Annotated in this window: 15 protein-coding genes and 1 tRNA gene; 12 read left to right on the top strand and 4 right to left on the bottom strand. The window is 49.3% G+C overall.

Annotated elements, in window-relative coordinates; genetic code table 11:
* The first annotated feature begins 2 nt into the window (after positions 1-2).
* The 10 genes from EH243_RS16345 to EH243_RS16300 all read left to right on the top strand — a co-directional run bounded on the left by EH243_RS16345 (position 3) and on the right by EH243_RS16300 (position 10,321).
* Complete coding sequence (locus tag EH243_RS16345) at positions 3-293, top strand: hypothetical protein (protein WP_126159735.1); 291 nt, start codon at positions 3-5, stop codon at positions 291-293.
* A gap of 415 nt (positions 294-708) precedes the next feature.
* Positions 709-785 (top strand) — tRNA-Met (locus tag EH243_RS16340).
* 288 nt (positions 786-1,073) lie between these two features.
* Positions 1,074-1,529, top strand: a complete 456-nt coding sequence (gene rimP / locus EH243_RS16335) for a ribosome maturation factor RimP (RefSeq protein WP_126159734.1) — start codon at positions 1,074-1,076, stop codon at positions 1,527-1,529.
* 36 nt (positions 1,530-1,565) lie between these two features.
* Positions 1,566-3,053: a transcription termination factor NusA gene (gene nusA / locus EH243_RS16330; protein ID WP_126159733.1), complete on the top strand. Its 1,488-nt coding sequence runs from the start codon at positions 1,566-1,568 to the stop codon at positions 3,051-3,053.
* Between the two features lie 23 nt (positions 3,054-3,076).
* The gene (infB, locus tag EH243_RS16325; protein ID WP_126159732.1) at positions 3,077-5,665 is read left to right on the top strand and encodes a translation initiation factor IF-2; all 2,589 of its coding nucleotides are present in this window, start codon (positions 3,077-3,079) and stop codon (positions 5,663-5,665) included.
* Positions 5,666-5,685: 20 nt separating this feature from the next.
* On the top strand, positions 5,686-6,081 hold the full coding sequence (gene rbfA / locus EH243_RS16320) for a 30S ribosome-binding factor RbfA (protein WP_126159731.1): 396 nt from the start codon (positions 5,686-5,688) through the stop codon (positions 6,079-6,081).
* A 3-nt stretch (positions 6,082-6,084) separates the two neighbouring features.
* Positions 6,085-7,041, top strand: a complete 957-nt coding sequence (gene truB / locus EH243_RS16315) for a tRNA pseudouridine(55) synthase TruB (RefSeq protein ID WP_126159730.1) — start codon at positions 6,085-6,087, stop codon at positions 7,039-7,041.
* A gap of 131 nt (positions 7,042-7,172) precedes the next feature.
* Positions 7,173-7,442 (top strand): 30S ribosomal protein S15, encoded by a 270-nt coding sequence (gene rpsO, locus EH243_RS16310; RefSeq protein ID WP_126159729.1) that lies wholly within the window; start codon positions 7,173-7,175, stop codon positions 7,440-7,442.
* 219 nt (positions 7,443-7,661) lie between these two features.
* Complete coding sequence (gene pnp / locus EH243_RS16305) at positions 7,662-9,764, top strand: polyribonucleotide nucleotidyltransferase (protein WP_126159728.1); 2,103 nt, start codon at positions 7,662-7,664, stop codon at positions 9,762-9,764.
* Between the two features lie 92 nt (positions 9,765-9,856).
* On the top strand, positions 9,857-10,321 hold the full coding sequence (locus tag EH243_RS16300) for a CreA family protein (RefSeq protein ID WP_126159727.1): 465 nt from the start codon (positions 9,857-9,859) through the stop codon (positions 10,319-10,321).
* 4 nt (positions 10,322-10,325) lie between these two features.
* On the opposite strand, the gene EH243_RS16295 is transcribed toward EH243_RS16300, so the two are convergent.
* Positions 10,326-10,679: a hypothetical protein gene (locus EH243_RS16295; RefSeq protein ID WP_164549143.1), complete on the bottom strand. Its 354-nt coding sequence runs from the start codon at positions 10,677-10,679 to the stop codon at positions 10,326-10,328.
* Positions 10,680-11,045: 366 nt separating this feature from the next.
* Between EH243_RS16295 and EH243_RS16290 the strand changes: the two genes are divergently transcribed.
* Complete coding sequence (locus EH243_RS16290) at positions 11,046-11,429, top strand: nuclear transport factor 2 family protein (RefSeq protein ID WP_126159725.1); 384 nt, start codon at positions 11,046-11,048, stop codon at positions 11,427-11,429.
* Between the two features lie 112 nt (positions 11,430-11,541).
* Here the strand turns inward: EH243_RS16290 and EH243_RS16285 are convergent, their stop codons facing one another.
* From EH243_RS16285 to rsuA, 3 genes are read right to left on the bottom strand one after another with little or no spacing between them, the layout of a single operon-like run.
* On the bottom strand, positions 11,542-12,213 hold the full coding sequence (locus tag EH243_RS16285; protein WP_126159724.1) for a hypothetical protein: 672 nt from the start codon (positions 12,211-12,213) through the stop codon (positions 11,542-11,544).
* Positions 12,214-12,233: 20 nt separating this feature from the next.
* On the bottom strand, positions 12,234-13,277 hold the full coding sequence (locus EH243_RS16280; protein WP_126159723.1) for a class I SAM-dependent methyltransferase: 1,044 nt from the start codon (positions 13,275-13,277) through the stop codon (positions 12,234-12,236).
* Positions 13,277-13,966 (bottom strand): 16S rRNA pseudouridine(516) synthase RsuA, encoded by a 690-nt coding sequence (gene rsuA / locus EH243_RS16275; RefSeq protein ID WP_126159722.1) that lies wholly within the window; start codon positions 13,964-13,966, stop codon positions 13,277-13,279. Before rsuA ends, EH243_RS16280 begins: the two co-directional genes overlap by 1 nt.
* Positions 13,967-14,095: 129 nt before the next feature.
* Here rsuA and EH243_RS16270 point away from each other — a divergent pair, with 129 nt between their 5' ends.
* On the top strand, positions 14,096-14,932 hold the full coding sequence (locus tag EH243_RS16270) for a 6-carboxytetrahydropterin synthase (RefSeq protein WP_126159721.1): 837 nt from the start codon (positions 14,096-14,098) through the stop codon (positions 14,930-14,932).
* Positions 14,933-15,003: the final 71 nt, after the last annotated feature.

Genomic DNA, 15,003 nt, shown 5'->3' with positions numbered 1-15,003 from the left:
CGATGAAGTCCTTCGGACCGTTGTCGCAAGCTCCAGCGCCCAATGAAAAGCACATTGTCGGCACCATATTTAAAGAAGCGCTCTGTGAGCGCTTTTTTTTCGTCTGTGTCTTGGCGGGACTATCGTCCCGCGTTGGTTTATCTGCGATGAAGTCCTTCGGACCGCTGTCGCAAGCTCTAGCGCCCAATGAAAAGCGCATTGTCGGCACCATATTTAAAGAAGCGCTCTGTGAGCGTTTTTTTTCGTCTGTGCCTTGGCGGGGCTATCGTCCCGCGTTGGTTCATCTGGGATGAAGTCCTTCTGACCGCTGTCGCAAGCTCCAGCGCCCAATGAAAATCACATTGTCGGCACCATATTTAAAGAAGCGCTTTGTGAGCGCTTTTTTTTCGTCTGTGCCTTGGCGGGACTATCGTCCCGCGTTGGTTCCCCTGCGATGAAGTCCTTTGGGCCGCTGTCGTAAGCTCCAGCGCCCAATGACGAGCGCATTGTCAGTACCCAGTTTAAAAAATTGGGTGAGCGTTTTATCTGCGTTTCGGCGGCGCTATATTTAAGAAGTCGGTAAGATTTTTGTCTAAGCTTCAAGGGATTGGTATTGCAGATGTTACTCATGAGCGAGCGCTGATGGTGTTTTGCTGATTGTGGGTAATCAGTTGGAAGCTGTCCTTGAACTAGAATGGTTGTGGGAGTATAATTCTCGCCGATTTCTGATGCGGGGTGGAGCAGCCTGGTAGCTCGTCGGGCTCATAACCCGAAGGTCGTCAGTTCAAATCTGGCCCCCGCTACCATTTCTTAATGGTCAATCAGAAACAAGAGTTTTATTACGAACTCTTGAAGGTTATAAGGAATCTGATCAGGTATAGCTTGCCTGTCAGTCTATATCCTTCGGGAAGGGTTCCCGCTACCAATTTCAGAAGACTGTTCAATCAGTGATGGATCTGAAATTGTCGATCAAGTAGTACGTTGATTGGCCCCTTTTTAGGGGCTTTTTCGTACTTGCGGCCCAGAGGTCGTATGTGGAATGGGTCTTTGACCCATTTTTTGTTTGCCTAAAAAGTAGGTTTAGAGGTTTTTGCGTGTCAGCAAAGTTGAGTGTGTTACAGGAACTGATTGAGCCATCCGTGGTGGCTCTCGGTTATCAGTTATGGGGTATCGAAATGGTATCTCAGGGGCGTCACAGTATGCTGCGGATCTATATCGATGCCGAAAATGGTATTGGTGTCGATGATTGCGCCAATGTGAGTCGTCAGGTGAGCGGTATTCTGGATGTGGAAGATCCGATTAGCGGAGAATACACATTAGAAGTGTCCTCGCCGGGGATGGATCGCCCGCTGTTTACGCTGGAACAGTACAAGGCGTTTGTCGGGCATGTTTTGCAGGTAAAACTGCGAATGCCATTTGATGGTCGCCGTCGTTTTAAAGGCGTCCTGAAGGGTTTTGAGGATGAAGATATTGTGCTGGTTGTCGATCAGGAAGAATACCTGTTACCGATTGACCATATTGATAAAGCAAACATAGTTCCTCAGTTCTGAGCGTAAAGAATTGAATTTTGAGGTTGGGGCAGTTGTATGAATAAAGAAATTCTACTGGTTGCAGAAGCAGTATCTAACGAGAAAGACGTTTCCAAAGAGGTCATCTTTGAAGCGATTGAATTGGCGTTGGCAACAGCGACAAAGAAGCGTTATGACGAAGAGGCGGACATCCGCGTTGTAATCGACCGTGCGACCGGCGATTACCAAACATTCCGTCGCTGGGCTGTGGTAAGCAACGAAGGTGTTCCTTTATTGGGTACCGAGTTGACGATGCAGGAGGCTGAAGAAATTGATACCAGCCTACAGCCAGGCGACATCCACGAAGAAGAAGTTGAATCGGTTAAGTTTGGCCGTATTGCTGCTCAAACCGCTAAACAGGTTATTGTGCAGAAAGTACGTGAAGCAGAGCGCGCTAAAGTTGTTGCTCAATACAGCAGCCGTTTGGGCGAACTGATCTCGGGTACTGTCAAGAAGGTGACACGGGACAATATTATTATTGATCTGGGTAATAACGCTGAAGCGGTTTTACCCCGTGATCAACTGTTGCCGCGGGAAACTTACCGCATGGGCGATCGGGTTCGTGCCGTATTGAATGAGATTCGTACCGAAGGACGTGGCCCGCAGTTAGCGATGAGCCGTAGTTGCCCTGAAATGCTGATCGAACTGTTCCGCATTGAAGTGCCAGAAATTTCAGAAGAAGTAATTGAAATTCGTGCTGCCTCACGTGATCCAGGCTCTCGGGCGAAGATTGCCGTTAAAACCAATGATGGTCGTATCGATCCTGTTGGTGCTTGTGTCGGTATGCGTGGTGCACGAGTTCAAGCCGTGTCAAATGAACTAAGCGGCGAGCGTGTTGATATCATTCTTTGGGATGATAACCCAGCACAGTTGGTGATCAATGCTATGTCACCGGCGGAAGTGGCATCGATTGTTGTCGATGAAGATTCCCGCTCAATGGATGTAGCTGTCGCAGAAGAAAACCTGCCAATGGCTATTGGCCGCAGCGGACAGAATGTTCGTCTAGCGTCTGAGCTGACAGGTTGGAAACTGAATGTTATGACCGAAGAAGACGCGGCTGAAAAGCAGCAGTCTGAAACCGGTTCCATTCTTGAGCTGTTCTCTCAGCACTTGGATGTAGATGATGATATTGCCGGCATATTGGTAGATGAAGGCTTTACCTCATTAGAAGAGGTTGCCTACGTACCGGCAGATGAAATGCTCGAAATCGAAGGTTTCGATGAAGAGATTGTTGATGAACTGCGCACCCGCGCGAAAGACGCTCTGCTCAATCTCGAGCTGGCCAATGAAGAGGCGCTGAATGTTGAGCCTGCTCAAGACCTGCTGGAAATGGAGGGTATGGAACGTCATCTAGCCTATGTTCTGGCTAGTAAAGGTATCGTGACCATGGAAGATCTAGCTGAACAAGCGGTTGAAGACCTGCTTGATGTTAAAGAGCTAGATAAAGAAAAGGCTGCAGCGCTAATTATGACTGCGCGCGCCCCATGGTTTGCGGACGAAGAATAAGTCAACGGAGGAGATAAACCCAGATGGCAGAAGTCACAGTAAAACAGCTAGCCGAAGTAGTTGGCGTTCCCGTTGATCGTTTGCTTACGCAGATGAAAGAAGCAGGTATTGCAGGTAAAAATGAAGTTGCTTCCGTAACAGAAGATGAACGTCAAAAACTGCTAAACCATCTTAAGCGTAGCCACGGTGAAAAATCCGATGGTGAACCTAAGAAGATTACGCTTAAGCGTAAAACAACCAGTCAACTTAAAGTGTCTGGTGCTGCAGGTAAGAAAACTATCAATGTAGAAGTGCGCAAGAAACGCACCTATGTTAAGCGTGCCGATGTTGAAGAAACATCCACCGCTAATGCAAAAGGCAATAACCTTCAGGCAGAACTTGATGTTCAGGCCCGTCGGGATGCTGAACTTCAGGCGGCACAAGAAAAGCAGCGTGAAGAAGCGCGTGTAAAAGCCGAACAAGAAGCGAAAGCAAAAGCTGCCCGCGACAGCGGTGCTGCTAAACCGGCTAACCCAGGCAAGCCGGGTGAACCTAAGGCGGCTGTTTCTAAACCGTCTATGGCTAAGCCTGCGGCGAAGAAAACCCATGCACCACGCTCTGGTGCGCCGGCAGCCAATGCTCCTGCGCCTGCGGCGAATGCAAATGCCAACGCGCCGAAGCAAGATCGTAAGCCAGCTCGGGAGAAAAACTTCCGTAGCCAAGATAAACCTGCTGCGGGCCGTAAAGGTGGCGATAAGCGCCTGTCCCGTAAACCTGGCGGTCGTGACGGTAATCGTCGCGGTAAACCCGTTCAGCGCGGTATGACTAGCTCAAACGTGCAAGCGTTCGAGCGTCCTACTGCACCGGTTATCCACGAGGTTGGGATTCCTGAATCCATTACCGTGGCTGAACTGGCGAAGAAGATGTCCGTTAAAGCGGCCGATGTGATTAAAGTGATGTTCAAGATGGGGGCGATGGCGACCATCAACTCTGTGATTGATCAGGACACGGCCACTCTGGTAGTTGAAGAGATGGGTCACACTGCTGTTGCGATGCAAGCGAACACCGTTGAAGATCAGTTGATCGAAAGCGCTGGTGCTGCTGAAGAGATTGCTGGTGAGCAGGTCGAGCGTGCTCCTGTTGTTACCGTTATGGGTCACGTTGACCACGGTAAAACATCGCTGCTGGATTATATTCGTAAAACCCGTGTTGCTGCTGGCGAGTCCGGTGGTATTACCCAGCATATCGGTGCTTATCACGTTGAAACTGGCCACGGTATGGTCAGCTTCTTGGATACACCGGGACACGCGGCCTTTACGGCGATGCGTGCCCGTGGTGCACAGCTGACGGATATCGTTATTTTGGTTGTCGCGGCGGATGATGGTGTTATGCCTCAGACCGAAGAAGCGGTTAACCATGCGAAATCTGCTGGCGTGCCATTGGTTATCGCGGTTAACAAAATCGATAAAGAAGACGCTGATCCAGAACGTGTTAAGAACGAACTGGCGCAGCGGGATGTCTTGCCGGAAGAGTGGGGTGGTGATGTTCAGTTCGTCAACGTTTCCGCTAAAACCGGTGAAGGTATCGATGCACTGCTGGATGCCGTATTGATGCAAGCAGAATTGCTTGAATTGAAAGCGATCCCTGAAGCACCGGGCCGTGGTGTGGTGGTTGAATCCCGTCTGGATAAAGGACGTGGTCCCGTTGCAACACTGTTGGTTCAGAATGGTACCCTGAAACAGGGCGATATCGTTCTGGCCGGACTGCAGTATGGTCGTGTGCGTGCGATGCTGGATGAAAATGGTAAGCCGGTTAAAACCGCTGGACCTTCTATTCCCGTTGAGATCCTCGGTCTAGATGGTACGCCAGGTGCAGGTGATGAATTCACTGTTGTCTCTAACGAGAAGAAAGCCCGTGAAGTGGCCTTGTTCCGTCAGGGTAAATACCGTGAAATTAAACTGCAGCGTCAGCAGCAGGCGAAACTTGAGAACCTGTTCGAGAACATGCAAGCGGGCGATGTTAAAACACTTAACATCATCCTTAAAGCGGACGTACGTGGTTCTCTTGAAGCACTGACCAGCTCGTTGATGGAACTGAGCACCGATGAAGTTAAGGTGAATGTCGTTTCCGGTGGTGTCGGTGGTATTGCTGAAACCGATGCGAACCTTGCGGTTGCCTCTAGCTCAATCATGATCGGCTTTAACGTCCGTGCTGATGCACAGGCCCGTGCGATCGTTGAGCGTGAAGGTATCGAACTACGTTATTACAGCGTTATCTACGACATCATCGATGATGTTAAGTTAGCGATGACTGGTTTGCTGTCTCCTGAGTTTAAGGAACAGATTGTCGGTATTGCTGAAGTACGTGATGTCTTCCGTGCACCTAAGATCGGTGCAGTTGCCGGTTGTATGGTGACTGAAGGTTCTGTTTTCCGTAACAAGCGTATCCGCGTATTGCGTGAAAACGTTGTTATCTATGAAGGTGAGCTGGAATCCCTGCGTCGCTTTAAAGATAACGTGGCTGACGTTCGTCAGGGCATGGAATGCGGTATCGGCGTTAAGAACTATAATGATGTGAAGGTCGGTGATCAGATCGAAGTCTTCGATACCATTGAAGTTCAGCGTACCCTTTAAGAGTGTTTTGACAGGCTATTATGGCAAGAGAATTTAGTCGTACAGAGCGAATCTCTGACCAGGTCCAAAAGGACCTGGCTCAGTTGATTCAGCGAGAAATTAAAGACCCACGCCTGGGGATGGTGACGATCAGTTATGTAAAGATCGCCAAGGATCTCGGTTATGCCGATATCTACATCACCGTCATGGCAATGGGTGGTAAAGATGAAGCAACGGCCGTGACAGAGTCTCTTAAGGTTCTGAATAGCGCGTCGGGCTTCCTGCGTGGACAGTTGTCCAGCAAGATCAAACTGCGGGTGATGCCGCAATTACGTTTTCACTTTGATGAAAGTGTAGACCGTGGCCGTCGCCTGAATGACTTGATTATTAAGGCGACTCGGGAAGACGGTAAGCACGCTCAGGACGACGAGGAGTAACCCTTGGCAAGACGGGCAAAAGGCCGGTCGGTCAATGGTATTTTTCTACTCGATAAGCCGGGTGGAATGTCGTCAAACCGGGCGTTGCAAATTGTAAAGCGGATCTATGGTGCGGCCAAAGCGGGTCACACCGGCGCTTTAGATCCGCTGGCGACGGGAATGCTGCCGCTTTGCTTTGGTGAAGCGACTAAGTTTTCCCAGTTTCTGCTGAATGCCGACAAACGCTACATTACTACCGCAAAGCTGGGTCAGCGAACTGATACCAGTGATGCCGATGGTGAAGTGGTTGAAGAACGGCCGTTGCCTGATAACCTGAGCGCAGCGCAGATTGATGAGCTGTTGCAACGGGAGTTTACCGGCTTGATTACGCAGGTGCCGTCGATGTTTTCGGCGCTTAAGCATAATGGTCAGCCGCTGTATAAGCTGGCACGCCAAGGTATTCAGGTTGAAGTTAAGAGTCGTCAAGTCACGGTATTTAGCATCGAGCTACTGGCGTTTCGTGGCGATGAAGTCGATCTCGATATCCGTTGTAGTAAGGGCACCTATATCCGCTCGATTGTTCAGGATATGGGCGAGATGTTAGGTTGCGGAGCCCATGTTCAAATGCTCCGTCGGCTTGATTCTGGTCCTTATAAGGCTGAGGCGATGATGCCATTGGCTGAGCTAGAGCAACGGGTCGCTGATATGGGTAGTGATGCGGCTTTGGAAGACATACAAATGTCTTTGGATGCGCTATTATTACCGTCTTGGAGTCCGGTTGCGGATACACCTGAAGTGTTGTTGTCTGATAGTCAAACCCGTGCCCTCTGTAACGGTCAACGGGTGATGTTGGATAGCTTTGAAGAACAGCCTTTGGTGCGTATTCGTGATAGCGGTAGCGACAAGTTTCTGGGGATTGGTGAGATCGACACCTATGGGCAGTTACTGCCCCGTCGCTTGATGAATACTCAGGATATATAATTGATGTGTCTGTGTGGCTTCGGCGGCACGGGCAATATGACGTTGAACTGATAATATGCTCGGTACAACGCGACTATTAATCCATCACACGTTTATCGGTGGTGTGCATATTAATTTTGGAGTTTTTGAAAATGGCATTATCTGTTGAAAAGAAAGCTGAGATCGTTGCTGAATACGCACGCGTTGAAGGCGACACTGGTTCTCCTGAAGTTCAGGTTGCACTGCTGACCCACAACATCGTTGGTCTGCAATCTCACTTTAAAGGTCACATCCATGACCACCATTCTCGTCGCGGTCTGATCCGCATGGTAAACCAGCGTCGTAAGCTGCTGGATTACTTGAAGAAGAAAGATGTAACTCGTTACGCTGATCTGATCAAGCGTCTCGGCCTGCGTCGTTAAGATAATGTTCCGGGGTCATCTTTGATGGCCCCGGTGCTTTTTAAGGTCTGCTAAAATAGAGATCTCTATATGCGTCTGTACCGCGTTTTACACCAACCAGCCTGTACTCTGGTGCGTTCTGAGTGTTACCAGAGCCCAGCAGAGTACTGGCTATAAAGAGGCCGGTGTGACGTTGCACAGACATTTTTTTTGTTTCGCATAAAGATAAGGAATTGTATCGTGCCACAAGCAATTACTAAGACATTCCAATACGGTAAGCATGAAGTTACCCTTGAAACGGGCCGCGTTGCTCGTCAAGCGAGCGGTGCTGTATTGGTTACCATGGGTGGTGTACAGGTTTTGTGTACCGTTGTTGGTGCTAAATCAGCCCGTGAAGGCCAAGACTTTTTCCCACTATCTGTTCACTACCAAGAAAAATACTACGCCGTTGGCCGTATCCCAGGTGGTTTCTTTAAGCGTGAAGCCCGTCCGTCAGAAAAAGAAACACTGACGTCTCGCCTGATCGACCGTCCTATCCGCCCGCTGTTCCCTAAGGGTTACATGAATGAAGTACAGGTTATCTGTACTGTTATGTCTGCGGATAAGATTAACGATCCTGATATCGCTGCAATGATCGGTACTTCTGCTGCGTTGGCCGTTTCTGGTATCCCATTCCAAGGCCCAATCGGTGGCGCACGTGTCGGTTATACCGAAGCGGAAGGTTACTCCCTAAACCCAACTTACGAAGAACTGCAAACCTCTATGCTCGACATGGTTGTTGCGGGTACGTCTGATGCGGTTCTGATGGTTGAATCTGAAGCGCAAGAGCTGTCTGAAGATGAGATGCTCGGTGCGGTTGTCTTTGCTCATCAGCAGATGCAAGTTGCTATCAGTGCTATCAACGAATTGGTTGCTGAAGCCGGCAAGCCACGTTGGGAATATGCACCAGAAGCTAAAAACGAAGCGCTGATCGAACAGGTTCGCGGTGTCGTTGGTGATGATATCAATGCTGCTTACCAAACGGCTGACAAAATGGAGCGTCAGAACGCTCTGGGTCAAGCTCGTAGCAAAGCGGTTGAAACGCTGTGTGGTGAAGAGGGTCAACCTTCTGCTGCTGAAGTATCCGGTATCTTTAAGTCACTGGAAAAAGAGATTGTTCGGGGTCGTATCCTTGATGGTCAGCCACGTATCGATGGCCGTGACAGCAAAACTGTCCGTGGTATCGATGTTGAAGTCGACGTACTGAGCGGTACTCACGGTTCTGCACTCTTTACCCGTGGTGAAACTCAGGCGATCGCTACCTGTACACTGGGTACTGCCCGTGATTCACAAATCATCGATGCGATCGAAGGCGAACGCCGCGATCCATTCATGCTGCACTACAACTTCCCTCCTTACTCTGTAGGTGAAGCGGGTCGTATGGGCGCAACTGGCCGTCGTGAGATTGGTCACGGTCGTCTGGCGCGTCGTAGTGTTGCTGCGGTTCTGCCGACACAGGAAGAGTTTCCGTACACTATCCGTATCGTGTCTGAGATCACTGAATCTAACGGTTCAAGCTCTATGGCCTCTGTTTGTGGTGCGTCTCTGTCTATGATGGATGCAGGTGTTCCATTGAAAGCACCGGTTGCGGGTATCGCAATGGGTCTGGTTAAGGAAGGCGAGCGTTTCACTGTATTGACCGATATCCTAGGTGACGAAGATCACCTGGGTGACATGGACTTTAAAGTGGCCGGTACTGAAGCGGGTGTTACTGCGCTACAGATGGATATCAAGATCACCGGTATTACCGAAGAGATCATGGATATCGCACTGGAACAGGCTTATGAAGCTCGTGCTCACATCCTGAAAGAGATGGCTAAAGTGATTGGTTATGCACGTCCAGAACTACCGGACAATGCACCTGCCATGACACTGTTAGAAATCAACCCAGAGAAGATCCGTGATGTTATCGGTAAAGGTGGTGCAACCATCCGTGCCCTGACTGAACAGACTGGCGCGACTATCGATATCGAAGATAACGGTACTGTGCGTATCTACGCAGCTGATAAAGCAGCAGCGAAAGCGGCTGTGGATAAAGTGCGTGAGATTACCGCTGAAGCTGAAGTTGGTAAGATCTACGAAGGTAAGGTTGTGCGTCTGGAAGAGTTCGGCGCCTTTGTTAACATCCTGCCGGGTAAAGATGGTTTGGTTCACATCTCTCAAATCGCTAACAAGCGTATTGAGAAGGTAACCGACTACATCAAGATGGATGACACGGTTAAAGTTAAAGTGATGGAAGTAGACCCACGTGGTCGCATCAAGTTGACTATGCGTGATCTAGAGCAAGATGAATCAGTAGAATAAGATTTTAGTCTGCTGTTAAAAAAACCCGCTGATGCGGGTTTTTTTGTATCTGCTAGAGCCATATTGATGGGTATTTTGTTGAGGGTGAGAAAATGAAAAAACGGATGATGCTCGTCTCTGCTTTGCTGTTGGCGGGCTGCGGCGATGAAGTCGGGGATGTATCACTTGGGCTGCTAACGACGAAGGATATTAAACTGAATGTGTTGGTGGACCCCATCGTTACCGGTGTGACCTGTCATATCGCGAGTATCGAGGCGGATCTTGATTTTTCGGACCCCAGCGACTCATCGATTGCCTGTCGTCAAACGGGCCCGATTACGGCGGAGATGATTGCCGCGATTGACCGAGCCAAAGATGGCGAGGTGGTATTTCGTAAATCCAAGAGCGTGCTCTTTAAAACGATGAAGGTGCGACGTATTTTTGATCCGCAATCTCAGACCCTGATGTATCTGTCATACTCAACCAAAGAGATTAATGGTAGCTATAAACACAGCCTTTCTACGGTGCCGTTATGGGGAACTTCTGCCTATCAAACGCAACAAATCCCCACGAAGTAAAGAATTACACGGCTGATTTATATTGCTCTAATCCCGCGATGGACGGTTGATAATCGCGCTGATCACTCTTGGCTAGCGCCCGTAATAGGCGTCCGGTAATGCAGTTAAAGCATTGTGGTCCATTGCGCTGACAGAGAGAGTTAGCACAGGCATTGAGTAGCAGTTCATGGGCTACCTGTTGTTGTACGCTGCGGGTGGTTGAGTACAGCTCATGGCAGGTAACAATGCCTAGCTCAAATAGCTCTGAGACAGCAGTGCCACGCCATTCAGCGATCAGATGATTGGATAGACCGCTGTGCAGCTTTATCACCGGTTCTTTGCGTTCTAGCCATGCATCAATTCTCAGTGCATTCATCATTAACTCTCCATTTATTGAATGATAATGATTCTCATTATGATTATTTGAGTCGTTAATGCAATAGTTTTATCACCTTATTTTTTATTGTGCATTTATTACCCTAACGGCTGAAGCCTACGAGCGCTGAGGCTTAGCCTAGTTGTCCCAATGTTATGCACAGGCTTGTGCCGTGAAAGCTGGGGATAACCTCAGTGGATAAGGTTTGCTCTAACCCTGTTTTTGACTTGTGAGTCTCCTCGTAGACTTAGCTCATAACGGTTGTGATTTATATGACGGTGCTGATTCTGCTTGTCTCTTCTTGTATACGGCTGATAGCTAGGTCATGCTTACGATTCAGTATCTATTCAGTTGATTTTGGCGGTTAAAATGATTCAAGACTTAGAGGCAAACAAAGCCAATGCGATAGCCTTCTATCGGACAGCCTATTTAGGTGATCCCAGTGCGGCGATCGCGACCTATGTTGGCGCGGAATATATCCAACATAACCCGGTGGTGGCGGGTGGTAAGCAAGGGTTTATCGATTACTTTGATGAAATGGCGCGAGACTTTCCGGATAAAACCATCGAGTTTGTTCGTGCGATAGCACAAGGGGATCTCGTCGCCTTGCATACCCATCAGGTTTGGCCGGGTAATGATCAGTATGTGACGATGGATTTCTTTCGTTTTGATGAGCAGGGGAAGATCGTCGAGCATTGGGATGCGATACAGGGCGTGCCTGCTGAGAGTAAAAATGGTAATCCGATGTATTGATCGGCGAGGTCTGTGCGCCTCGTTAACGAGGCTCTAGAGGCTTTTTGCGTTTAGTCGAAGGGAAACTAGGCTTCCCTTCGAACGGCGTACAGGTGATGCTGTTAAGCGTGCGTTACTGCTTTTCCCGCATCACACAATAAAGCCGGAAGCCGTAAATGGTATACAGGCAGTTCAGAAAGCCAAACACGATATCAAACAGGCTGCGTAGTATCAGTGATTCGATACCCAGTGTTTGAAGCAGCATCTCTATCAGTAGATTACTGCCGAGCAGTATGACAAAGAGGAATGCTAGGCCATTGAGTAGAGGCCAGAAGAACTCAGAAGTGTCTTGCCAGCTGTTTTTTAACGACTCGGTGGGGCCTGATTTTTCGATCACGCTGTGATATTCGGCAAACCCCCAACGGATCATGACGTAAACGCCGGGGATAAAAAACAGCAGTAAACCGATAACGATACCGCAAGCGCCTAAGAGTTTGGTGAGAAACAAGGGGCCCCAGCGTTGTAGGCCGATTTTGAGTGCTTGGCCTGTGGTGATCGGGTCTTTATTAACGACCGATTCGAGGTAGGCGATCGTTGCACCGGCATACAGCGGCAGAAAGACCAGGCTAGCCAGATAGAACATCAGAATCGAATCGTTCATCTCTGGGTTTTCTGGGTCAACCGATTGCAAAGCGCTCATGCTAATCAGGGTGATGAGAATAATAAATGGTAGCTGTATCCGCATAATCGGTTGCAGATGTGCGCGGAAGAAGAACCAAGTTTGTTTTAGATAAGTGGCGATCATGCTGTCTTTGTCACTCGTGTTTAGTGCGGTTGGGCCAGTAGTATCAACTTAAAGCTACCGTTGTCGGCGATCACTTCTATGGTTGAGAACAATTTTTTGGCTTTTCGTTCAAGCGGGATATGTAAGTTCACCACAAAGCAGGCGATCCCGTCTGATTGTAGGTGTCTGCGTGCCGCGTTAAGGAAACGGTCGGTCATATCGCCTTCAACACTGAATCCCTGATGAAACGGTGGATTGCAGAGTATGAGAGGATAGCGTTGCTCGATCTCTTCGGCGCAGTCTGCGACCACCACTTCACCATTGATACCCTGTGCGCGAAAGTTGGCTTCACAGGCCAGCAGGGCGCCAGCATTGTTATCCGTCGCGGTGATTTTACAGCCAAGGGGTGCGCAGTTCATCGCTAGATAACCATAGCCACAGCCGAGGTCGAGGGCGGTTTCTGGTGGCGCCGTGAGTCGTTCGGTGAATTGCGCTAACTCAGAAATCAGAAAAGCGCTGCCTTTATCGATCTTATTCCAACCATAGACGCCGGGCTTACTGCTGTAATTGAAGTGTTCATCGCTGGCCACTTCTCGTAGCTGAGGATAATCCTGGTCGTCCAGTAATTCGCTGTCGGCGGCTCCCGGTGATTGCAGAATTCCCATCCAAGTGTTTTTGTCTAACTTGGATTGCTCCATCTGCCCCGCGAATAGTTTTTTCGCTTTATCCAGATAGGTTTTAATGCCTTCGTTTTTCAGCCCTGCGATGCTCAGTGTTCCGCCCGGTTTGAGAATGCGGATCGCCTGATTAATCACATGATGCACCACGGGTTTCTCTTTCGATACCCGATAGATGATGTTATCCACACTGTGGTCGGCATAGGCGGTGAAGTCGAAATCTGAAAACTGGCTAGTCCAACCGGCGTTTTCTAACTGCTGACAGAGATCGAAGCGGTTGCTGATCACGGTGACGGCAGGATTAACCCGAGAGGTTTGGTTGAGCAGGTTCTCATCGGCAATCCACAAAGAGGTGCCGGTGGCGTTATCCAGTTGTGGTTTTAAGAGGGTAAAGGCGGTGTCAGTCATCAGAACGATTTCGCTTCGGCTTCGGTGAGAAAACGGTATTCACCGGGTTCTAGGTCTTCATCTAAATGGACATTACCAATCTGCTCCCGGTGCAAGGCGGTGACTTTGTTACCCATCGCGGCGAACATGCGCTTAACCTGATGATAGCGGCCTTCATGTAGTGTGATTCTGGCTTGGGTATCCGAAAGAATCTCTAATTCAGCCGGCAGGGTGGGTTTGTCTTCGTTACGTAGCGTAATACCGGCAGCAAACTGTTCGGCATAATCGGGGGTAATCGGCTCTGCGGTGCTAACAAGATAGACTTTATCGCACTGGTGTTTAGGCGAGGTGATGCGATGCGACCATTGGCCATCGTTGGTGATCAGCACTAACCCTGTGGTGTCGATATCTAAGCGCCCAGCGGGGTGTAGATCACGTATGGTGAGCTGCTCCAATAAGTCGATAACCGTCGGATGTTCACTGTCTTCGGTGACGCAAACAGTACCCGCGGGTTTATTCAGCATTAAATATTTAGGGCCTGGCGGGGCAATATCATTGCCTTCCAGAGATACCTGGTCATCGCTTAGGACTTTGTAACCGTGATCCTGACACAGCTGACCGTTCACCTCGACATTCTTACATTTGATCTGTCGTTTAATTAGACTGCGGGGTAAACCAGTTGCCTGACTTAGGTATTTATCCAGTCGCATTGAATTTCATCTGCCTGTTATCGAAAAAGAGCTAGTATACCGGTACTCGTCAGAATGCAATAGGGCTGCTAATCAGCTAATATACGCCGTTCTGATATCCATCCCTTGCCATTAACCGTGTGACTGCCTGTGAAGCTTTTTGTAGATAACCTTACCAACGTTGATTTTTCTTACTTACATCCTCAGCGCGGCCTGCTGGGAGAGTCCTGGCTAGTGCAGTTGGTGCTCGATGGTGACCTCAATGCAGAAGGGATGATCTGTGATTTTGGAATCGTTAAAAAAGCGGTGAAACATTGGTTTGATAACAGCATCGACCATGCGTTGGTCGTGCCGACCGAGATGGCTAATCTGCATTCAGAGCAACTGAATGGCGAAACAACGGTTATCTGGCGTTATCCCGCGGGTGGTGAATTCTACTGTCGTTCACCAGAACAGGCGATCGTGCTGGTGGATATCGATCAGATTGACGAGATTAGCTTGGCCGCTTGGTGTAATGCCCAACTCTTGGCGCTATTCCCTGAAGAGGTGAAAGGACTGGAGATCAGCTTTGTGCCGGAAGCGATCAATGGCGCATCTTATCATTACAGCCATGGATTACAGCAGCACGATGGCAATTGTCAGCGGATTGCGCACGGCCATCGTTCGCGTATCGAAGTCTTTTTAGATGGGCAGCGGGATGCGGCGGTTGAACAGCAATGGGCGACAACCTTTAATGATATCTATATCGGTACCCGAGGCCATTTGGTGAGTGCGACCGATGAAGAACACCACTATTGCTATGATGCCCCACAGGGTGAGTTTGAGATTCGTTTGCCTGCGAGCCACTGCTATCTGATCGATACGGAAACCACGGTAGAGCAGATCGCCTGCCATCTTGCCGCACAGGTGAAGCTATCCCATCCAGATAAAGAGGTCATGGTGAAGGCGTTTGAAGGCGTAGGAAAAGGCGCTATAGCGACAGCCTGATTGGGGCCTCGCTCGCGATGAATCTCTGACGCATGAAAGCGTGAATGACAGACATAAAAAACGCGGCTATT

It is taken from the genome of Amphritea opalescens (genome assembly GCF_003957515.1).
Classification (GTDB): Bacteria; Pseudomonadota; Gammaproteobacteria; order Pseudomonadales; family Balneatricaceae; genus Amphritea; species Amphritea opalescens.
The sequence above is the reverse complement of the archived record's forward strand: the minus strand, read 5'-3'. Positions and strand labels throughout refer to the sequence as shown.